Annotated in this window: 18 protein-coding genes; 4 read left to right on the top strand and 14 right to left on the bottom strand. The window is 75.4% G+C overall.

Annotated elements, in window-relative coordinates; translation table 11 throughout:
- From HNR08_RS14725 to HNR08_RS14705, 5 genes are all read right to left on the bottom strand, one after another.
- Positions 1-1,413: a PAS domain S-box protein gene (locus HNR08_RS14725; protein WP_146838155.1), complete on the bottom strand. Its 1,413-nt coding sequence runs from the start codon at positions 1,411-1,413 to the stop codon at positions 1-3.
- 122 nt (positions 1,414-1,535) lie between these two features.
- Complete coding sequence (locus HNR08_RS14720; protein ID WP_146838157.1) at positions 1,536-3,302, bottom strand: glycoside hydrolase family 35 protein; 1,767 nt, start codon at positions 3,300-3,302, stop codon at positions 1,536-1,538.
- A 77-nt stretch (positions 3,303-3,379) separates the two neighbouring features.
- Positions 3,380-4,690, bottom strand: a complete 1,311-nt coding sequence (locus HNR08_RS14715; protein ID WP_146838159.1) for an ABC transporter substrate-binding protein — start codon at positions 4,688-4,690, stop codon at positions 3,380-3,382.
- 68 nt (positions 4,691-4,758) lie between these two features.
- The gene (locus tag HNR08_RS14710; RefSeq protein ID WP_146838161.1) at positions 4,759-5,700 is read right to left on the bottom strand and encodes a carbohydrate ABC transporter permease; all 942 of its coding nucleotides are present in this window, start codon (positions 5,698-5,700) and stop codon (positions 4,759-4,761) included.
- Between the two features lie 5 nt (positions 5,701-5,705).
- Positions 5,706-6,647, bottom strand: a complete 942-nt coding sequence (locus HNR08_RS14705) for a carbohydrate ABC transporter permease (RefSeq protein WP_183835096.1) — start codon at positions 6,645-6,647, stop codon at positions 5,706-5,708.
- 190 nt (positions 6,648-6,837) lie between these two features.
- Here HNR08_RS14705 and HNR08_RS14700 point away from each other — a divergent pair, with 190 nt between their 5' ends.
- Positions 6,838-7,884, top strand: coding sequence for a LacI family DNA-binding transcriptional regulator (locus HNR08_RS14700; RefSeq protein WP_146838163.1), 1,047 nt, complete (start codon positions 6,838-6,840; stop codon positions 7,882-7,884).
- Positions 7,885-7,912: 28 nt separating this feature from the next.
- Here the strand turns inward: HNR08_RS14700 and HNR08_RS14695 are convergent, their stop codons facing one another.
- Together HNR08_RS14695 and HNR08_RS14690 are read right to left on the bottom strand one after the other, a co-directional pair.
- The gene (locus HNR08_RS14695) at positions 7,913-8,848 is read right to left on the bottom strand and encodes a universal stress protein (protein ID WP_146838165.1); all 936 of its coding nucleotides are present in this window, start codon (positions 8,846-8,848) and stop codon (positions 7,913-7,915) included.
- Between the two features lie 230 nt (positions 8,849-9,078).
- Entirely contained in the window at positions 9,079-9,771 is a 693-nt protein-coding gene (locus tag HNR08_RS14690; RefSeq protein WP_183835094.1) for an endonuclease/exonuclease/phosphatase family protein, read from the bottom strand.
- A gap of 49 nt (positions 9,772-9,820) precedes the next feature.
- Between HNR08_RS14690 and HNR08_RS14685 the strand changes: the two genes are divergently transcribed.
- Complete coding sequence (locus HNR08_RS14685) at positions 9,821-11,446, top strand: endo-1,4-beta-xylanase (protein ID WP_183835092.1); 1,626 nt, start codon at positions 9,821-9,823, stop codon at positions 11,444-11,446.
- Here HNR08_RS14685 and HNR08_RS14680 read toward each other — a convergent pair.
- Together HNR08_RS14680 and HNR08_RS14675 are read right to left on the bottom strand one after the other, a co-directional pair.
- On the bottom strand, positions 11,443-13,059 hold the full coding sequence (locus HNR08_RS14680; protein ID WP_146838170.1) for a PP2C family protein-serine/threonine phosphatase: 1,617 nt from the start codon (positions 13,057-13,059) through the stop codon (positions 11,443-11,445). The genes HNR08_RS14685 and HNR08_RS14680 overlap by 4 nt on opposite strands.
- Positions 13,060-13,075: 16 nt before the next feature.
- A complete protein-coding gene (locus tag HNR08_RS14675; RefSeq protein WP_146838172.1) occupies positions 13,076-14,077 on the bottom strand; it encodes an EamA family transporter in 1,002 nt (333 codons plus the stop codon).
- A 113-nt stretch (positions 14,078-14,190) separates the two neighbouring features.
- Here HNR08_RS14675 and HNR08_RS14670 point away from each other — a divergent pair, with 113 nt between their 5' ends.
- Positions 14,191-14,688: a MarR family winged helix-turn-helix transcriptional regulator gene (locus HNR08_RS14670; protein WP_146838174.1), complete on the top strand. Its 498-nt coding sequence runs from the start codon at positions 14,191-14,193 to the stop codon at positions 14,686-14,688.
- 10 nt (positions 14,689-14,698) lie between these two features.
- Here the strand turns inward: HNR08_RS14670 and HNR08_RS14665 are convergent, their stop codons facing one another.
- Together HNR08_RS14665 and HNR08_RS14660 are read right to left on the bottom strand one after the other, a co-directional pair.
- Positions 14,699-15,079 (bottom strand): VOC family protein, encoded by a 381-nt coding sequence (locus HNR08_RS14665; protein WP_146838176.1) that lies wholly within the window; start codon positions 15,077-15,079, stop codon positions 14,699-14,701.
- 55 nt (positions 15,080-15,134) lie between these two features.
- Positions 15,135-16,022 (bottom strand): LLM class F420-dependent oxidoreductase, encoded by an 888-nt coding sequence (locus HNR08_RS14660; RefSeq protein WP_146838178.1) that lies wholly within the window; start codon positions 16,020-16,022, stop codon positions 15,135-15,137.
- Positions 16,023-16,194: 172 nt separating this feature from the next.
- Here HNR08_RS14660 and HNR08_RS14655 point away from each other — a divergent pair, with 172 nt between their 5' ends.
- Positions 16,195-16,605, top strand: coding sequence for a helix-turn-helix domain-containing protein (locus HNR08_RS14655; protein WP_246803078.1), 411 nt, complete (start codon positions 16,195-16,197; stop codon positions 16,603-16,605).
- A gap of 108 nt (positions 16,606-16,713) precedes the next feature.
- Here HNR08_RS14655 and HNR08_RS14650 read toward each other — a convergent pair whose 3' ends face one another.
- The 3 genes from HNR08_RS14650 to HNR08_RS14640 all read right to left on the bottom strand — a co-directional run bounded on the left by HNR08_RS14650 (position 16,714) and on the right by HNR08_RS14640 (position 18,978).
- Positions 16,714-17,328 carry a ClpP family protease gene (locus HNR08_RS14650; protein WP_146838182.1) on the bottom strand — a complete coding sequence of 205 codons (615 nt, stop codon included), beginning with the start codon at positions 17,326-17,328 and terminating at the stop codon, positions 16,714-16,716.
- A complete protein-coding gene (locus tag HNR08_RS14645; RefSeq protein ID WP_146838210.1) occupies positions 17,328-17,942 on the bottom strand; it encodes a ClpP family protease in 615 nt (204 codons plus the stop codon). Before HNR08_RS14645 ends, HNR08_RS14650 begins: the two co-directional genes overlap by 1 nt.
- Before the next feature lie 232 nt (positions 17,943-18,174).
- The gene (locus HNR08_RS14640) at positions 18,175-18,978 is read right to left on the bottom strand and encodes a PP2C family protein-serine/threonine phosphatase (RefSeq protein WP_146838184.1); all 804 of its coding nucleotides are present in this window, start codon (positions 18,976-18,978) and stop codon (positions 18,175-18,177) included.
- Positions 18,979-19,035 lie beyond the last annotated feature (57 nt).

The raw sequence follows: 19,035 nt of genomic DNA, 5'->3' as shown, positions 1-19,035 counted from the left end.
TCAGCCGCGGGAGGCGCGGCGCCCGTCGGGCCGGTCGGGGTCGGGGTCGTCGCTGCCGTCCGGGCCGTCCGGCCCGTGCTTGGCCTGGTACATCGCCTGGTCGGCGTCGTGCAGCAGCAGCTCGGTGGTGTGCCACCGGTTCGCGACCGCGACGCCGACGCTGGCGCGCACCCGCGCGGTCTCCCCCGCGACGTCGACCGTGACCTCGCCGAGCGCGGCGGCGACCCCGGCCGCGGCCGCCGCGACGTCCCGCGGCCCGGCGACGAGCAGCGCGAACTCGTCGCCGCCGAGGCGCGCCACCGCGCTGCCCTCCGGCGCGAGCGCGCGCAGCCGGTCGGCGACCGCGACCAGCACCCGGTCCCCGACCGCGTGCCCGAAGCCGTCGTTGACGGCCTTGAAGTCGTCCAGGTCGACGTACATCACCGCGACCCCGCCCGCCTGGGCCGCGGCCTCGTCCGCCGGGGCCCGCGCCGCGAGCGCCGCGTCCACCAGCCGGTGGAAGTGCGCGCGGTTCACCAGCCCCGTCAGCGCGTCGTGGTCGACCATGTGCGCCAGCCGCTCCTCGAGCGACTTCTCCTGCGTGACGTCCACGAGCACCCCGTGCAGCCGCGGGTGGCCGTCGCTGTTGTGCCGCAGCACCGCGTCGTCCCGGACCCACACGTCGTAGCCCTCGCGGTGCCGCAGCCGGTAGGTCGTGGACGGGAACATGTCCCCCTCGGCGGCGGTCGGCACCAGGTCCTCGTGCCGGCGCACGGTCTCCCGGTCGTCCGGGTGCATCGCCTGCGACCACAGCGACGGGTCGTCCAGCCACTCCTGCGGCGTGTACCCGAGCATCCACTCCAGCCGCGGGCTGAGGTACTCGAACCGGCCCTGCGGCCCCGGCTCGGCGATGTACACGACGGCCGGGACGTGCTCGACGATCAGCCGGTAGTGCAGCTCGGCCGACCGCAGCTCGTCGGCCAGCCGCTTCCGGTCGGTGATGTCCTGCGTCATGCCGATGACGTACTCGGGGCGGCCCGCGACGTCCCGCAGCAGCGAGACCGTCAGGTCCACCCACAGGAGGGAGCCGTCCTTGCGGATGAACCGCTTCTCCATGGCGAACCGGTCGCGCAGGCCCGCGAGCGTCTCGCGGAACAGCCGGTCGTTCTCCGCGACGTCCTCGGGCGCGGTGTACGCCGCGAACGGCAGGGTGGCGAACTCCTCCTCCGAGTACCCGAGCATGCGCCGGAGGGTCGCGTTCGTCATCGGGGTGCGGCCGTCCGGGGTCACCAGGCCGATGCCGATGGGCGCCGCCTCGATCGCGGTCTCCAGCAGCACGATGCGCGACGCCTGCCGCACGATCGTGGCGGCCTGCTGGGACAGCCGGTCGACGTACCGGGCGACGTCCGCGCCCCCGGGCTGCGTGCCGTCCATGGCAACCGTCCCTGATCGTGCCCCGCCCGGCGGTCCTGCCGGGTACTTGCCCTAGTCATCGACCGTCGCAGGCAGGTTCTGAGCGTCCGCTGGGACCGACCTGGACCCCTGGGTGGCAGCACCTAGGGCGCGGACGGCCCCAGGTCCGGCCCGGCGACGAACGCGACCCGCGCACCCGCGGCGGCGTGCAGCTCGAGGAGCACGATCTCGTTCCCCTCGGCCCGCAGCAGCGGGCCCGGCACGTACAGCGTCCGGGTCGGGCCGGCGGACCAGTACCGCCCGAGCAGGAACCCGTTCACCCAGACCAGCCCCTTCGACCAGCCGTCCAGCCGCAGGAAGTGGTCCGCGCCGGCCGCGGTGGCGAACGTGCCCGCCACGAACGCGGGCCCGGCGACGGGCTCGTCGACCGGCGTCGCGGGCGCCGCCGCGAGCAGGTCCGCGAGCGCCCCGTCGACGGCGTCCAGCCGCAGCGCGACGGTCTCCCACGCGGTGACCTCCCGCACGGCCGTGCGGGCGCCGCCGACCAGGCCCTTGGGCTCGCCGATCCGCGGCCCGTAGTTGACCCGGCCCTGGTCCTCCAGCAGGACGGTGAGCTCCCCCGCCCGCGCCGGCAGGGCGAGCGTGCGGGTGCCCTCGGCCCGGCTGAGGACGCCCACCGGGTCGCCGTCGAGGGCGACGACCGCGCGGTCGCGGACCTCGCCGAACGTGATCACCCGGTCCTCGGCGGTCACGCGCGTCCGGTAGAGCGTGAAGCCGGACCAGTGCTCCAGCTCGTCCGTGGTGGGCAGGTGGTCCCAGCCCTTCGCCACGCCCAGCAGGTCGGCCGCCGCGGCGAACGGGACGCGGCGGTCGAGCCCGACGGCGGCCTCCGGCGCGGGCGGCGGGTCGGCGGGGACCTCGTCGGGCACCGGCGCGTACCGGGCGATCACCTCGCGCATCGCGTGGTACTTCGCGGTCGGGGCGCCGTGCTCGGCGAGCGGGGCGTCGTAGTCGTAGGAGGTCGTGATCGGCGCGTAGGTCCCCTTGTCGTTCGCGCCGTTGGTGAACCCGAAGTTGGTGCCGCCGTGGAACATGTAGACGTTCACGGACGCGCCCATCGCGAGCAGGTCGTCGAGGTCGCGGGCGTTGGTCTCCGCCGGGGCGACGTGGTGGTGCTGGCCCCAGGAGTCGAACCAGCCGTTCCAGAACTCCATGCACATGAGCGGGCCGCGCGGCTGGTGCCGGCGCAGCAGCTCGAGCCGCTCGGCGGCGCGGGCGCCGAAGGTGACCGTGCGGTGCAGCTCCGGCAGGCCGCCGCGCTCCTGCATCGCGTCGTCCGCCTGGTCGCAGGTGAGCAGCGGGACCTCGATCCCCCGGTCCCGCACCATCGCGACCAGGGCGCGCAGGTACTCCGGGTCGTCGCCGTAGGCGCCGTACTCGTTCTCCACCTGGACCGCGACCACGGTGCCGCCGCGGGTGATCTGCCGCTCCGCCACGAGCGGCAGCAGCTGGTCGTAGTACTGCTCGATCGCCGACAGGTACCGCGGCTCGTGCCGCCGCACGCCGACGTCCGGGTCCGCGAGCAGCCAGCCGGGCAGGCCACCGCCGTCCCACTCGGCGCAGATGTACGGCCCCGGCCGGACGATGGCGTGCAGCCCCTCGTCCGCCACCAGGTCGAGGAACCGGCCGAGGTCGCGCGGACCGTCGAGGTCGAACCGGCCGCGCTGCGGGGCGTGGACGTTCCAGGCCACGTACGTCTCGATGGTGTTGAGGCCCATGAGGCGCGCCTTGCGGATCCGGTCGGCCCACTGGTCGGGGTGCACCCGGAAGTAGTGCAGCGCGCCGGAGATCACCTGGTGGGGCCGGCCGTCGAGGAGGAAGTCGCGGTCACCGATCTCGAACGTCGGCATGGTGGAGGGCTCCTGGGGTTCGTGGGGGCGTGGGGCGAGGGCCCGGCGGCGGGACGCCCCGCCGCCGGGCGCGGTCGTCAGTCGACCGTGAATCCCTGGTCGCCGCCGTACGTGATCGACTGGTCCTGCCAGGCCTTCAGGCCGTCGGCGAGCGTGGTGTCCGAGACGTACGCCTGGCCCACCGTGTCGTTGAAGATGCTGTTCGCGTAGACCTGGTAGGGCAGGTACTGCCAGCCCTCGACGACGTCGGCCGCGGACTGCGAGAGCACCTCGTTGATCTTCTGGCCGCCGAAGTACTCCGACTCCTTGTTCAGGAACTCGTCGGACTCCAGGTCCGCGGTGGTCGCGGGGAAGCCGCCGGCGTCGATCCGGATCGTCGTGCCGTCACCGTTCGACAGGTAGGTGAGGAAGTCGTAGGCGAGCTCCTTGTTCGGGCTGGCCTCCGTGATCGACAGCGCCGAGCCGCCGTTCTCCGACGACGCGGACTGGCCGGCCTCCCACTGCGGCAGCGGGGCGACCCGCCACTGGCCCGCCGACTGGGTGACGCTGGCCTCCAGGTTGCCGGGCATCCAGGCGCCGATGGCGAGCGAGGCGATCGTGCCGTTGCCCAGGCCCTGGTACCACTCGTCGCTCCACGAGGAGGTCGGGGCGACCAGGTCCTCGTCGAGCAGCTGCTGCCACAGCTCGGCGAACGTCGTCGAGCCCTCGTCGGTGAAGTCGATCGTCACATCGGTGCCGTCCACCTGGTACGGGTGGCCGCCGGCCTGCCAGATCATCGACGTCGTGAAGCCCGCGTCGCCGGTGTCGTTGGTGATGTAGACGTCCGGGTCGGCCGCGTGCAGCGCCCGCGCGGCGGTCAGGTACTCGTCCCAGGTGGTGGGGACCGACACGCCGTACTTCTCGAACACGGTGGTGTTGTAGAACAGCGCCATCGGGCCGGAGTCCATCGGCAGGCCGTAGATGCCGTCGCCCTGGTGCACCGCGCTCCACGGCCCGGGGCTGTAGGTGCCCTCGAACTCGTCCGCGCCGAGGTCGGTCAGGTCCGCCAGCGCCTCGCCGATCGCGAACTGCGGCACCGCGTAGTACTCGATCTGCGCGAGGTCCGGCACGCCGGAGCCGGCCGCGACGGCATTCTGCAGCGCGGTGTACTCGTCGGTGTTGGTGCCGGCGTTCACGACGTCGATCGTCACGTCCGGGTGCTCGTCCATGTACGCCTGGGCGATGGGCTCGACCGTGTTGTCCCAGGCCCAGACCGTCAGCGAGCCGCCGTCGGCCGCGTCGGAGCCGGAGCCGCCGTCGGAGCCGCCGGAGGAGCAGGCGGTCAGGGCCAGGGCCAGGGCGCCGGTGACGGCTGCGCCGCGCCAGAGCCGGGAGGAGGTGGTGGTCATGCGAGGTCCTCTCACTTCGTTGTCAGAACGGGACGGGCGGGGCGGGGCGGGGCGCGGTCGGGGACCGGTCACTCCTTGACGGAGCCGGCCGACAGGCCGGACTGCCAGAACCGCTGCAGCAGCAGGAAGGCGGCGATGAGCGGGATGATCGTGAGCAGCGCGCCGGTGAGCACGAGGTTGAAGATGGCCTGGCCCCCGGCGGTGGCGGCCTGCGCGTTCCAGGCGTTGAGCCCGAGCGTCAGCGGGTACCAGTCGGGGTTCTTCAGCATGATCAGCGGCAGGAAGTAGTTGTTCCAGGTCGCGACCATCGTGAAGAGCAGCACCGTGACGATGCCGGGGCCGAGCAGCGGCAGGCAGATGCGGCCGAAGGTGCGCAGCTCGCCGGCGCCGTCGACGCGCGCGGCCTCGAGCAGCTCCGTCGGGATGGCTTCCGCGGCGAACGCCCACATGAGGTAGAGCCCGAACGGCGAGATCAGCGACGGGATGATGACCGACCACGGGGTGTTGGTCAGGCCCATCCGGCTGAACATGAGGAACGTCGGAACGGCGAGCGCGGTCCCCGGGACGGCGACCGCCCCGATCACGATCGCGAACACCCCGCGCTTGCCGGGGAACTGGAACTTGGCCAGGCCGTAGCCGCCGAGCACCGCGAGGGCCGTCGCGCCGCCGGCGCCCACGACCACGTACAGCAGCGTGTTGCCGAGCCAGCGCAGGAAGATGCCGTCGTCGTACGTCAGCGTGTCCGCGATGTTGGAGAACAGGGCGAAGTCGCCGCTGAACCACAGCCCGAACGAGTCGAACAGGTCCGACTGGGTCTTGCTCGCGTTGATCAGCAGCCAGGCGAGCGGGATCAGCGCGTAGATCCCGACGACCGCGGTGAGCACGGTCAGCAGCACGCTGCGGCGCGGCCTGTCCGCGCTGTACCGGCGGCGCGGCGTGCGCAGCCGGGGGCCCGCGGGGCGGCGGGAGGACGCGGCCGGAGCGGGGGCCGGGGCGGAGGTGGTCGTCATCGGGCTCACGCCTCCTTGCGCATGCCGCGCAGCTGGACGACGTAGGCGACGATCATCGTGAGGACGCCCATGATGATCGCGACCGTCGCCGAGTAGTTGTACTGCTGGCCGGAGAAGGACAGCGAGTAGGCGTACAGGTTCGGGGTGAAGGACGTCGTGATCGCGTTCGGCGCGAGGCTCTGCAGGATGCTCGGCTCGTTGAAGAGCTGGAAGCTGCCGATGATCGAGAAGATCGTCGCGATGACCAGGGCGCCGCGGATCGCGGGGATCTTGATGGACCGGACGACCTGCCACTGGCTGGCGCCGTCGAGCTCGGCGGCCTCGTACAGCGAGGCGGGCACGACCCGCAGCGCCGAGTAGAAGATGAGCATGTTGTAGCCGACGAAGCTCCAGGTCACGATGTTGCCGATCGACGCCAGGACCAGGTCGGGCGACAACGGGTTGGGCAGCTGCACCCCGAGCAGGTCGTTGATGTTGCCGACCAGGCCGAACCGGGTGCCGTACATGAAGCCCCACATCAGCGCGGCGACCACGGCGGGCACGGCGTACGGCAGGAAGATCGAGATCCGGAAGAAGCTCTTGCCGTAGAGCCGGCCGCTGTCGATCGCCAGCGCCACCAGCAGCGCGAGGCCGAGCATGATCGGCACCTGCACGACGAGGAACGCCCCGACGCGCCCGACGGCTGCCCAGAACTGCGGGTCGGTGAAGGCCCGCTCGTAGTTCTCCAGCCCGACGAAGGCGTTGCCGCCGACGAGCTGCTTGCGGAACAGGCTGAGGTAGAGCGAGTAGGCGATCGGGGCGAGGAAGACCAGGGCGAAGACGGCCATGAACGGCCCGACGAACCCCCAGCCGGTCCACCGGCCCCGGCGGGCGGGCCGCCGGCCGCGGAGCGCCCGCGCATCGCCGGGACCCGGCACGGCGGCGGGGGGAGGGACGGTCTGCGTCACTGCGAGCCACTCCTTCGGGGTTCGTCCGGCTCCGATGTTGACGTCAACATCCCGGGCGCCGGACCACCGTGCCACGCCGCCGGAACCCGTGTCAACGCCGCGAGGGCCGCCCATGCACCCCAACATGGTGACGTCACCATCGGCGCGGCCGGTCGCGATGGTGACGTCACCACGGCCTATGATCGGCGCCATGGCCCCCGAGTCAGCCGCCCCGGTCGCCGCGCCCCCGCGCGGGCGGTCCGGCCCGTCGATCGCCGACGTCGCCGAGCTCGCCGGCGTCTCGTCGCAGACCGTGTCCCGCGTGTCCACCGGCGCGGAGAACGTCCGGCCCGCCACCCGGGACCGGGTGCTCGCCGCCATGGACGAGCTCGGCTACTCCCCCAACCACGCCGCCCGGGCGCTGCGCTACGGGTCGTTCGGCACCATCGGGCTCATCGCGCACCGCCTCGCGCGCACCGGCGAGTCCCGCACCGTGGAGGCCGTCGTCGAGGCCGCGCGCGCCGAGGGGTACACCGTCAGCCTGGTCGACGTGCAGAACCCCGGCTCGGACGACGTCACGGCCGCCGTGGCGCGGCTGTCGCACCAGTCGATCGACGGGCTCGTCATCATCCGCGCCGAGACCGCCACCCCGGTCGCGCTGGCCCTGCCGCCGCGCATGCCGGTGGTCGTCTCGGACTCCCGGTTCGTCGGCCACCACCCTGCCGTCGGCGCGGACCAGGTCACCGGCACGCACCTGGCGGTCGCGCACCTGCTCGACCTCGGGCACCGGACGGTGCACCACGTCGCCGGGCCCGGCGACTCCGCCCCCGCCCAGGTGCGCGTCGCCGCCTGGCGCGAGCACCTGGTCGGCGCCGGCCGGCCCGTCCCGGAGCTGCTGCGCGGCGACTGGACCGCACGGTCCGGCTACGAGGCCGGGCGCCGGCTCGCCGCCGACCCCGGTGCGACCGCGGTGTTCTGCGCGAACGACGAGATGGCCGCCGGCCTGGTCCGCGCGCTGTACGAGCACGGGCGCCGCGTGCCCGACGACATCTCCGTCGTGGGGTTCGACGACATCCCGCTCGCGGAGTTCCTCTGGCCGCCGCTCACCACGGTGCAGCAGGACTTCCACCTCATCGGCGAGCGGCTCATGGAGCTGCTGCTGCGGCAGATCCGCGAGCGGGCGCCGCTCGAGGACAGCCGGGTGGTCGTGCCGACCCGGCTGGTGGTGCGGGCGAGCACGAGCGCACCGCGGGGCTGAGCCGGGCGGGGCCGGGGCGCCCCGAGCGTCAGCGGGTGGCCTCCCGTTCCCGGCCCGCGGGGCCTGCGGCGTCCGCGTCGTGCGCCCGCGCCCCGCGGGTGACCAGCACCGGGCAGTGCGCCCGCTGCACGACCGCGCGGCTGGTCGAGCCGAGCACCAGGCTGGCGAACCCGCCGCGCCCGCGCGTCCCGACCACCACCAGGCTCGCGTGCCGGGACCGCCGGACCAGCACGTCCGCGGCCCGCCCCTCCGCGAGGTCGCAGGTCACGGTCACGTCGTGCCGGGAGGCCGACCAGGACCGGGCGCGCTCCAGCACCCGCTCCGCGTCGTCCAGCGCGACCTCCCCCGGCGACTGCCGCGGGTAGGCCAGCGTCCAGTACGACAGGCTCGACACCTCGGCCGTCGGCGTCCACGCGGTCAGCGCGACGACCTCCGTGCCGTGCACCTCGGCCTGGTCGCACGCGGCCTCCAGCGCGCCGAACCCGCCGGGCGACCCGTCGAACCCGACGACCACCGGGTCACCGGACCCGCCCGCGTGCGACTCGTCCGGCACCACGACGACCGGCCCGCTCGCGTGGTGCAGCACCCCCGACGCCACCGACCCGACGAGCGCCCCGCTGATCCGGCCGGCGCCGTGCCGGCCCAGCACCACCAGCCGGGCGTCCGCCGCCCGCGCGACCAGCGTCGCGGCCGGCGGCCCGTGCAGCACCACGCCCGCGGCCTCGACGTCCGGCGCCGTCTCGCGGGCGAGCGCCGCGCCCTCGTCCGCGACCTCCTGCACCTGGGCGAGCACCTGCCGGCCCAGCCAGGAGTCCCCGGCCCCGCCGTGCTCCTGGCCGGCGAAGCCCCAGACGTGCACCACCTCGAGGCCCCAGCCGCGCCGCGCGGCCTCCGTGGCCGCCCACCGGACCGCCGCCGCGGACTCGGTCGACGTGTCGTACCCGACGATCACCCGGTCGTCCATGTCGCACCCCCTCGTGCCGATGCGTGTCCCCCACCCTCTCTCCGCGGGCCCCGGCGCACCAGGGCCGGGGGTCCCACCGGTCGCGCGGCCGCTGCCGCGCCAGTGCCGACGCTGCCGCCGAGGTCGACGGTTTCGCGCGACACGCCGGGGCGACACACCGGGGCGAGCGGCGAAACCCTCGACCTCGGCGCCGCGCACACCCGGGGCGCCCGGTCAGGCCCGCCGACGCCTCACGTCGCGAGCTCCACGTCGCACAGCACCGCGAAGTGGTCCGACGGGTACCGCCCGTCCACGGGCTCCGTCCCGGCCAGGCGCGCGCCGTCCGCGCGCACCACCCCGCCGGGCCGGCCGGGCCGCGCGAGCAGGTGGTCGATCCGCTGGTCGATCAGCTCCGTGACCTCCAGCGGCGCCTCGGGCACCCGCGAGCTCAGGGTCACGGCGGCGGGGTCGCCCCCGCCGACCACCCACAGGTCGGTGAGCTGCCGGGTCAGCGCCGCGAGCTGCGGCCCGGACGGCGTGGCGTTGAGGTCACCGAGCAGCAGCACCGGCAGGTCGCCGTCCAGCGCGGCGTCGGCGGCCAGGTCGGCGAGCGCCCACGCCTGCGCCATCCGGTCCTCCGCGTAGCGCGGCTCCCACTCGGCCGTCGCCGCGATGACGTGCAGCGGCCCGGCCGGGTGGTCGAGGCCGAGGTGCTCCGCGACCCGGTCGGCCTGCGTGCCGTCGGCGTCCCGCCAGGTCTCGACGAGCGCGAGCACGTCCGGGCGGGCGTCCGCCAGCACCGCGAGCAGCCCCGGCTCCCGCTCCCGCCACGCGCCCCCGAAGCGCCACCACACGTTCCACGTCATGGCCCGCACGCCGACCAGCGTAGGGACGGCCCGCAGCCACCGCCCGGCGAGCAGGGCGTTGGCGCCCGCGCCCGGCACGTGCCTACCGTGGGGCGGACCCGTGCCCCCGACCGCGAAGGACCACCGCGTGCGCCGACCCGCCCTGCTCCTCGGCACCGGCGCCGTCGTCCTCGTCGTCCTGATCCTCCTGGTGGTGGTCCTCACGCGCGACGACGGCTCCCCCGACGCCGAGCCCGCGCCGGGGCCGGTCGCGTCCACCCCGCCGGCCGCGGCGATGACCACGGTGCTCGCGGCCGGGTTCGACGAGGGCGACGAGGGCTGGGGCCCGCTCGGCGAGGGCGTCGAGGTGTCCACCGCGGACGCGCCCACGCACGCCGGCGCCGGCAGCCTGCTGGTCACCGGCCGGTCGGAGGCCTGGCACGGCGCGGCCGTCGACGTGTCCGGGTCGCTCGCCCGCGGGCAGGTGCACACGGTGTCCGCGTGGGTGCGGCTCGCCGGCGGCGACGACGCGGACGTGCAGCTCACCCTGGAGCGCGACCCCGGCGGCGACGACCCGGTGTACGTGCACGTCGCCCGCGCCGCGGCCACGTCCGGCGAGTGGCGGCAGGTCACCGGGACGGCCGAGGTGCCGGACGGCGACGGCGAGTGGCGGCTGTACCTGGAGACCACCGGCTCGCTGGCGGACCTGCGGCTCGACGACGTCACCGTGCAGCGCCCCGCGTCGCCGGTGCAGACCGACGTCCCCGCGCTCCGCGACGTCGCCGAGGTCCCGCTCGGCGTCGCCGTCGGGCCGCAGGACCTCACGGGCCGGCCGGCCGAGCTGCTGCTCCGCCACTTCGACCAGGTCACGCCCGAGAACGCGATGAAGCCGATCACCGTCCAGCCGCAGGAGGGCACGTTCGACTTCGGCCCGATGGACGAGGTGCTGGACGTCGCGGCGGAGCACGGCCTCGCGGTGCACGGCCACACGCTCGTCTGGCACCGGTCGACGCCGGACTGGTTCTTCGAGGACCCCGACGGCCGGCCCCTGACGTCCTCCCCGGAGGACCGGGCACTGCTGCTCGACCGGCTGCGGGTCCACACCCGGGCCGTCGCGGACCACCTCGCGGAGCGGTACGGCGCCGAGAACCCCGTGCGCTCCTGGGACGTGGTGAACGAGGCGCTCGACCCCGCCCAGCCGGACGGCCTGCGGCACAGCCGGTGGTACGAGGTGCTCGGCCCGGACTACGTCGCCGAGGCGTTCCGGATCGCGCGCGAGGCGTTCGGACCCGAGGTCACGCTCTACCTCAACGACTACGACACCGACGCCCCCGACCGCCGCCGCGCCCTGGTCCGGCTCGTCACCGACCTGCAGGCCGCCGGCGCGCCGCTCGACGCCGTCGGCCACCAGATGCACGTCGGGCTGGACACCGACGTCGACCGGGTCGCCACGACCCTGGACGCCGTCGGGGCGCTCGGGCTGCGGCAGGCGGTCACCGAGCTCGACGTCGCCCTGTCCGGCCGGGACGAGCAGCTCGACCGGACACCCGAGGACCGGCTGGAGCGGCAGGGAGCGCAGGTCGAGGCCCTGGCGTCGGCGTTCGCGGCCCGGGACCTGGAGTTCGTCGGCGTGTGGGGGCTGTACGACACGCGGTCCTGGCTGCGGACGTGGCCGCAGGAGCGGCCGTTCGAGGCGCCGCTGCTGTTCGACGACGACCTGCAGGCGAAGCCGGCGTTCTGGGGGTTCGTGCAGGGGGTCTCGGGGTCCGGCTAGCGCGCCCCCGCCCGGTACACCACGAGCGCCACGTCGTCCTCCGCCCCCCGCGGCGCCATCGACCGCAGCAGGTCGTCCGCGACCTCGGCGGTCGGCGCCCCCGCCGGCTGGGCCGCGACCGCCGCCCGCAGCCGCTCGATCCCCAGCGGCAGCCCCTCGCCCCGGCGCTCGATCAGGCCGTCGGTGTAGATCACGACGAGGTCCCCGTCCCGCAGCGGCTCGACGACCTCGGTCCGCCGGCCGGTCCCGACGGCCAGCGCGGCGCCGCGCGCGCCGTCCAGCAGCTCGACCGCGCCGTCGGCCCGGCGCAGCACCGGCGGGAGGTGCCCGGCCATCGCGTACGTCAGCGTGCGGTCCTCCTCGTCCGCGACCGCGCAGAACACCGTGGTGCAGTCCGCCCCGGGCAGCGTGCGGGCGAACCGCTCGAGCCCGTCGAGCACCGCCGCCGGGCTGGGCGACTCCAGCAGGAGCGCCCGGGTCGCGGCGCGGAGCTGCCCCATCCGCGCGGCCGCGTCGAGGCCGTGGCCCACGCAGTCGCCGACGACGACCGCGCGGCGGCCGGGACCGAGGTCCACCACGTCGTACCAGTCCCCGCCGACCGCGAGGTCGCCCGCCGCCGGGCGGTACCGCGCCACCACGCCGGGCTCGGTCGCCACCTCCGGCACGATGGCGGCCTGCAGCGTGTCGCTGACCACGCGCAGCGCGTCGACCTCGCGGCGGTGCCGCAGGGCCCCGCTCACCGCCGCGCCGATCGTCGTCGCCACCAGGCGCAGGAACGCGCGGTACTCGTCGTCCCACGGCCGCCGGCTGCCGGCCTGCAGGACGACCGCCCCGCACGGCGCGGCGTCGCTCGGGCCGGTCAGCGGCACGACCAGCACGCGGCCGTGCTCCTCGGCGCGGCCCGAGGCGGTGACGCGCGCGACGTCCGACGCCGTCACCCCCGGCGCGCGGGGACCTGTGGCGACGAGCAGCCCCGGCGCCCCGTCGGCGCCCCGCAGGTACAGCTCCGCGCCGGTGACGTCGGCCGACCCTCCGAGCAGGTCCACGGTCTCGCGGGCGATCGCGTCGACGTCGTCGTGCGCCCCGGTCAGCCGGGCGGACAGGTCGCCGAGCAGCCGCATGCGCCGGCGCTCCACGACCTGGGCGGTGGTCTCGGTCGCGATGTCGAGCAGCCCGCGGACCACGTCGGCGGAGTCGCGCAGCGGGGAGTACGAGTACGTGAAGTACGCGTCCTCGTCGTACCCGGACCGGCGGGCGAGCAGGTGCTGGTCGACGGTCCAGGTCGGCTCGCCGTGCAGCATCACGCGCTCCACCGAGGGCAGGAGGTCGTCCCAGACCTCCTTCCACACCTCCGCGAGCGGGGCGCCCATGGCGCCGGGGTGCTTCTCGGAGCCGAGCATGTCCCGGTAGCCGTCGTTGTAGATCATGGTGAGCTCCGGGCCCCAGGTGACGAGGACCGGGAAGCGCGTCGTGAAGCACATCTCGACGGCGACCCGCAGCGCCGTCGGCCACGTGCTCGGCGGCCCGAGCGGCGTCTCGCCCCAGTCCACCTCGCGCGCGAGCGCGCCGGTCGCGCTGCCGGCGGTCACGCGGCGGAACCAGGGGGACCTCACGCGCCGAGATTACGCGTCAACCCGCTCGCCGTCGCGTGGCGCCCGACCCGCCCCGCTGCGCCGCGACCAGCGCACCGAGCGCCAGCACCGCCCCGGCGAGCTGCCAGCCGTTCAGCGCCTGCCCCAGCACCACCCAGCCGAGCGCCGCCGCGACCACCGGGCTCAGCAGCCCCAGGAACGACACCCGCGCGGCCGGCAGCCGCTCGACGCCCCGGAACCACAGCGCGTAGGCGAGCGCGGTCCCCAGCACGCCCAGGTACGCGAGCCCGCCGACGGCCGCGCCGTCCAGCGCCGGCGGCACCCCCTCGACCGCCAGCACGAGCGGCACCAGCAGCAGCCCGCCCGCGGTGAGCTGCCAGCCGGTGAACGCCAGCAGCGGCACGGGCCGGCCCCAGCGCGCGGTCAGCACCACGCCGAGCCCCATGGCGACCGCGCCGCCGAGCCCGGCCAGCACCCCGACCGCGTCCAGCCGCGCGGTGGCCCGCAGCACCAGCAGGGCCACCCCCGCGACGCCGGCGATCCCGGCCAGCAGCGTGCCGACACGCACCCGCTGCCCGAGCAGCAGTGCCCCGAGCCCCGCGACGACGAGCGGCTGCACCGCCCCGAGCGTCGCCGCCACCCCGCCGGGCAACCGGTACGCCGCGACGAACAGCAGCGCGAAGAACACGCCGATGTTCAGCGCCCCCAGCACGGCCGCGCGCCACCACCAGTCGCCGCGCGGCAGGCGCCGGGTCAGGAGGACCAGCAGCAGGCCCGCGGGGAGCGCGCGCAGGGTGGCGGCGAGCAGCGGCCGGCCCTCGGGGAGCAGCTCGGTGGTGACCAGGTAGGTCGTCCCCCACAGCGCGGGGGCGACGGCGGTGGTGAGCGTCAGCGCGAGGGTCGCGCGCGCGGCGGCGGTGGGGGTCGTGCGGGCGGGCGGTGTCCCCGCCGCGCCGCCCTCCGGCAGCGCGGGGCCGGCACGGCCCGCGTCCGGCAGCAGCACGGGGCCGGCGCCCCGGTCGAGAGCCTGCCCGGTCATCCGGACCACCCGCCTCCGTCGTGCGCGACCGGTCGGCCACGACTCACTTACTTAGTATCTAAGATACTTGCCACTAAGCCGGTGTCAAGCGATCGGGTGGCAGGATGGGCGACATGACGGAGCACGACGGGGTCGACCGCATCCTCGGCCAGTGGGCGACCCAGCGACCCGACCTGGACACCGAGGCCATGGGCATCTTCGGGCGGATCTTCCGGCTGGCGCGCGCCGGCGGCGACGCGACGGCGGCCGCCTACGCGCGGTCGGACCTCACCCGGGGCGACTTCGACGTGCTCGCCACGCTGCGCCGCTCGGGCGCCGACCGGCCGCTGTCCCCCAGCGCGCTGTCGGCGACGCTCATGCTGACCTCGGGCGGGATGACGCAGCGCATCGACCGGCTGGAGCGCGCGGGCCTCGTGCGCCGCAGCCCCGACCCGGCCGACCGCCGCGCCCTGCGGGTCAGCCTCACCGAGCGCGGCGCGCAGGTCGTGGACCGCGCGGTCGAGGACGGGCTCGCCGCCGAGCAGCGGCTGCTCGCCGGCATCCCTCCGGAGCGCCGCCGGGAGGTCGACGCGATGCTCCGGGAGCTGCTGGCCGCGGTCGACGCGTCCTGATCCGGCGGCGTCACCCGTCCCGGTACAGGCAGAACGGGTGGCCGGCCGGGTCGAGGAGCACGCGCACCGACGCCTGCGGCTGCTGGTCCGCGACCCGCGCGCCCAGCCGGACCGCGTCCGCGACCGCCTCGTCGAGCTCGACCACCTCGACGTCGAGGTGCAGCATCATCTGCTGGCGCCCCGGCTCCGGCGGCCACACCGGCGCCACGTAGTCCGCGTTCCGCTGCACCGCGAGGTACGCGACGCCGCTCGGGGCCGCCACGACGGCGTGGTCCGGGTCGTCGCCGACGACCTGCCAGCCCAGCACCCGCGCGTAGAACGTCGCCAGCGCCACGGGCTCGGGCGCGTCGATCACCACACCCCACCAGCCGTCGTCGGCGCGCCCCCGCATGCGTCCATCGTGGTCGCCCCCGCCCGGGCGGGCACGTCGGGGCCGCGCGCCGCGGTCAGCCCAGGTCGGCCAGCCGCGGCACCGCCGGGGCCACGTGGTCCCGGACCCAGGCGGCCAGGCTCGTCGACGGCGGGCGCAGGATCACGGACTCCACGCCGAGGCCCGCGTACGGGCGCGCCGCGGCGACGAAGCCGTCGACGTCGCCGGTCAGCAGCTCGTCCCCGCCCATGAGGACGGTGACCCGGATGTCGGCGTAGTCCCGGCCGACCGCGTCGCAGTGCCCGCGCAGCACGTCCAGCTTGTGCGCGACCTCGTCGGGCGTCGTCGCGAACAGGTTGCAGGCGTCGCCGTACTGCGCGACCAGCCGGAGCGTCTTGCGCTCCCCCGACCCGCCGATCAGCACCTCCGGCCCGCGGCCCGGGCGGCTCAGCGGCAGCGGCGAGCACAGCGTCTCGGCCAGCCGGTAGTGCGTGCCCTCGAACGGGCCGTCCGCGCCCGGCGTCCACATCTGCCGGCAGATCTGCAGGGTCTCGTCGAGCCGCTCGAACCGCTCGGCCAGCGGCGGGTACGGCACACCCAGCGCCAGGTGCTCCTTCTCGTACCAGGCGGCGCCGATGCCGAGCGTCGCCCGGCCGCCGGACAGCACGTCGAGCGTCGCGGCGATCTTCGCGAGCAGGCCCGGGTGCCGGTACGTGACGCCGGTGACCAGGGCGCCGAGCTGCACCGTCTCGGTCCGGGCCGCCAGGAACCCGAGCGTCGTGTACGCCTCGAGCATCGGGTCGCTCGCGGGGAAGCCGGCGGGCTCCATCTGGAAGAAGTGGTCCATCACGGACAGCCAGGACAGGCCGGCGTGCTCCGCCGCGTCGGCGGTGTCGGCGAGCTCCTGCCGCAGCCGGGCCGGCTCGACCGCGTCGAACCGCATGAGGTGGGCACCGAGGCGCATGGGGTGACTCCCTGGGGGGTGGCTGCCGGCCCCGGGGCGGACCGGCGTCCTGGACGATGCCCCTTGGAGCGCGCTCGAAGTCAAGGGCGGCGTCTGCTGACGGCAGAACGACGCGCCGGGCCCCGGGCGGCGGCCCGGGGATACGGTGACCGGGACCGCCAGGAGGTGCCCCGTGCCGCAGGCCCGCCCGACCACCCGCCCGCACCCGCTCGCCGCGGGGGCCGGACGCGTCCCCGAGCCGCCGCTGCGCGTGCTGGTCGGCGCGATCCTGCGCCGGCACCGCGAGCGCCAGGGCCGCACCCTGCGGGACGTGGCCGACGTCGCGCGGGTCTCCGTCCCGTACCTGTCCGAGGTCGAGCGCGGCCGCAAGGAGGCGTCCTCCGAGGTGCTGGCCGCCGTGTGCCGGGCGCTCGGCCTGCGGATGGTGGACCTGGTCGGCGAGGCGCACGCCCACCTCGCGCGGGCCGAGGGCCGCGTGGTGCTGGACCTGGCCGCCGCGGACGCGGGCGCGGGCGCGGGCGCGACCCGGGTGGTCCCGTTCCCGGCCCCCACGTCCCCGACGGCGGTCCTCCTGGCGGCCTGACCCCGGCCCGCCCCACCCACCCCGCCACCCCGCAGGGTGGAAGGTTCGAGCGGACCCGCCGTCGGCGTGTCGGTCCACACCTTCCACTCTGCGTGGCCCAGCGGGGGGTCAGGCCGCGGCCGGGGTGGCGCGCTTGATCGTGGTGACCACCGTGTCCGCGATCCCGTAGTCGACCGCCTGCTGGGCCGTCAGGACCAGGTCGCGGTCGGTGTCGGCGCGCAGGCGCTCGACGGTGCGGCCGGTGTGCCGGGACAGGACCTCGTCCACCTGGGCCCGCAGCCGCAGGATCTCGGCGGCCTGCAGCTCCAGGTCCGCCGCGGTCCCCTGGCCGCCGCCGGACGGCTGGTGCAGCAGCACCCGCGCGTGCTCCAGCACGTGCCGCTGCCCGGGCGTCCCGGCCGCGAGCAGCACCGCGGCGGCGGACGCGGCCTGACCGAGGCAGAACGTCGCCACGTCGGGCCGGATGTACTGCATCGTGTCGTAGATCGCGAGCAGCGCCGTCACCGAGCCGCCGGGCGAGTTCAGGTACAGGTGAACCGGCTTGTCGGGGTCCTCGGACTGCAGGTGCAGCAGCTGCGCGATGACGACGTTCGCGACCCCGTCGTCGATCTCCGTGCCGAGGAAGATGATCCGGTCGGACAGCAGCCGGGAGAACACGTCGGAGTGCCGCTCGCCGTTCGGCCGCTGCTCGACCACGACGGGGACCGTGTACTGGCCGGCCATCAGAGGCCCACCCGGTGCTGCGCGGCGTCGGGGCGCACGTCGTCCAGGTGCTCCACCACCCGGTCGACGAACCCGTACGCCAGGGCCTCGGCCGCCGTGAACCACCGGTCCCGGTCGGAGTCCCGCTCGATGGTCTCGACGCTCTGCCCGGTGTGCTCGGCGATGAGGCCCTGCATGGTCCGCTTCGTGTGGGCCATGTTCTGCGCCTGGATCGCGATGTCGACGGCCGTGCCGCCGATGCCGCCGGACGGCTGGTGCATGAGGACGCGGGCGTGCGCCATGACGTTCCGCTTCCCCGGGGTCCCGGCGCTGAGCAGGAACTGCCCCGCGCTGGCGGCCAGCCCCATCGCGAGCGTCGCGACGTCGTTCGGGATCAGCCGCATGGTGTCGTACATCGCGAGCGCGGCGCTGATCGAGCCGCCGGGCGAGTTGATGTAGAGCGCGATGTCGCGGCGCGGGTCCTCGGCGGACAGCAGCAGGAGCTGGGCGCAGACGCGGTTCGCGACGGCGTCGTCGACCTCCTGGCCGAGCACGACGATCCGCTGGTGCAGCAGGCGGGCGGCCAGGTCGTCGTCGAAGGTGCGCGCGGTGGGCGGCGCGGCGGTGGTGAGCACGGGGACCTCCTCGGGTTCGGGTCCCGCCACGCTCGCACCGCCCCGCCCGCCCGGGCCCGCGCCTCTGCCGTCGGCAGATCGGCCACGGGCAGACCCGCTCCGCCCCGCCGAAACTGCAGCACCTGCGGGCTTCCGGGGGCGGAGGGCAGCAGGTGCTGCAGTCTCGGTGACGGGGCGGCGGGCCGGAGCGGGCGGGAGCGGGCGGGCCGGAGCGGGTCAGGGGCGCGCCGGGTCAGGCCAGGACCGCGCCCAGGGCCTCGTCCGCCGCCGAGCCCGCCACGCGCGACGGCTCCGACTCCGCGGCGTCCCCCACCACCACCTCCGCCACGGCCACGCTCACGTTGTCCCACGCGTCGGCGTCCAGCGCCGCCTCGACCAGGTCCGACGCCGCCTCCTCCGGCGACGACGCCGCCCGCAGCAGCGCCAGCACCTTCTCCTCCGGGACGTAGTCGGTGAGCCCGTCGGTCGCCATGAGCCACCGGTCCCCCGCCGCGGCGTCCACCTCGAGCAGCGTCGCATGGGTGGCGTCGGCGGTGTCGCCGGCCAGGCAGTGCAGGATCACGTTGCGCCGGGGGTCCTGGGCGGCGTCGGCGGCGGACAGCACGCCCCCGTCGACGAGGAGCTGCACGAGGGAGTCGTCGCGGGTCACGCGGCGCCCGACGCCGTCGCGCAGCAGGTACGCCCGGGAGTCGCCGATGTGCAGCACCCGCATGGTGTCCTCGCCGCAGAAGACGCCGGTGAACGTGGTCGCCATCCCGGCGAGCTCCGGCTCGCGCCGCACCCGCATCGCGAGGTCCGCGTTCGCGACGGCCAGGGCGCTGCGCAGGTCCTCGTCGGTCCACCGGCGCGGCTCGGCGGCGCTGAGCGCGGCCATGAGCCGGTGCGCGACGGTCCAGGACGCGACGTCACCGCCCGCGTGCCCGCCGACCCCGTCGGCCACGAACGCGTAGCCCGTCGCGGAGCCCGCGGCGTCCTGGTTCTGGGCGCGGTGCGCACCGGTGACGGATCGCAGGGCCGTGACGAGCGACAGCGGCATGCGGCACCTCCGGGAGGGACGGAGTTGTCTCGTGGTCCCACGATGCCACGTCCGGCG

Origin of the sequence: Cellulomonas hominis (genome assembly GCF_014201095.1) — a bacterium.
Lineage (GTDB): Bacteria > Actinomycetota > Actinomycetes > Actinomycetales > Cellulomonadaceae > Cellulomonas > Cellulomonas hominis.
The sequence above is the reverse complement of the archived record's forward strand: the minus strand, read 5'-3'. Positions and strand labels throughout refer to the sequence as shown.

Excerpts from the sequence above, each read along its gene's own strand:
- HNR08_RS14725 (WP_146838155.1), bottom strand. The coding sequence starts at position 1,413 with ATGGACGGCACGCAGCCCGGGGGCGCGGACGTCGCCCGGTACGTCGAC.
- HNR08_RS14710 (WP_146838161.1), bottom strand. The coding sequence starts at position 5,700 with ATGACGACCACCTCCGCCCCGGCCCCCGCTCCGGCCGCGTCCTCCCGC.
- HNR08_RS14695 (WP_146838165.1), bottom strand. The coding sequence starts at position 8,848 with ATGGACGACCGGGTGATCGTCGGGTACGACACGTCGACCGAGTCCGCG.
- HNR08_RS14665 (WP_146838176.1), bottom strand. The coding sequence starts at position 15,079 with ATGCGGGGGCGCGCCGACGACGGCTGGTGGGGTGTGGTGATCGACGCG.
- HNR08_RS14715 (WP_146838159.1), bottom strand. The coding sequence starts at position 4,690 with ATGACCACCACCTCCTCCCGGCTCTGGCGCGGCGCAGCCGTCACCGGC.
- HNR08_RS14720 (WP_146838157.1), bottom strand. The coding sequence starts at position 3,302 with ATGCCGACGTTCGAGATCGGTGACCGCGACTTCCTCCTCGACGGCCGG.
- HNR08_RS14675 (WP_146838172.1), bottom strand. The coding sequence starts at position 14,077 with ATGACCGGGCAGGCTCTCGACCGGGGCGCCGGCCCCGTGCTGCTGCCG.
- HNR08_RS14660 (WP_146838178.1), bottom strand. The coding sequence starts at position 16,022 with ATGCGCCTCGGTGCCCACCTCATGCGGTTCGACGCGGTCGAGCCGGCC.
- HNR08_RS14650 (WP_146838182.1), bottom strand. The coding sequence starts at position 17,328 with ATGGCCGGCCAGTACACGGTCCCCGTCGTGGTCGAGCAGCGGCCGAAC.
- HNR08_RS14700 (WP_146838163.1), top strand. The coding sequence starts at position 6,838 with ATGGCCCCCGAGTCAGCCGCCCCGGTCGCCGCGCCCCCGCGCGGGCGG.
- HNR08_RS14670 (WP_146838174.1), top strand. The coding sequence starts at position 14,191 with ATGACGGAGCACGACGGGGTCGACCGCATCCTCGGCCAGTGGGCGACC.
- HNR08_RS14640 (WP_146838184.1), bottom strand. The coding sequence starts at position 18,978 with ATGCCGCTGTCGCTCGTCACGGCCCTGCGATCCGTCACCGGTGCGCAC.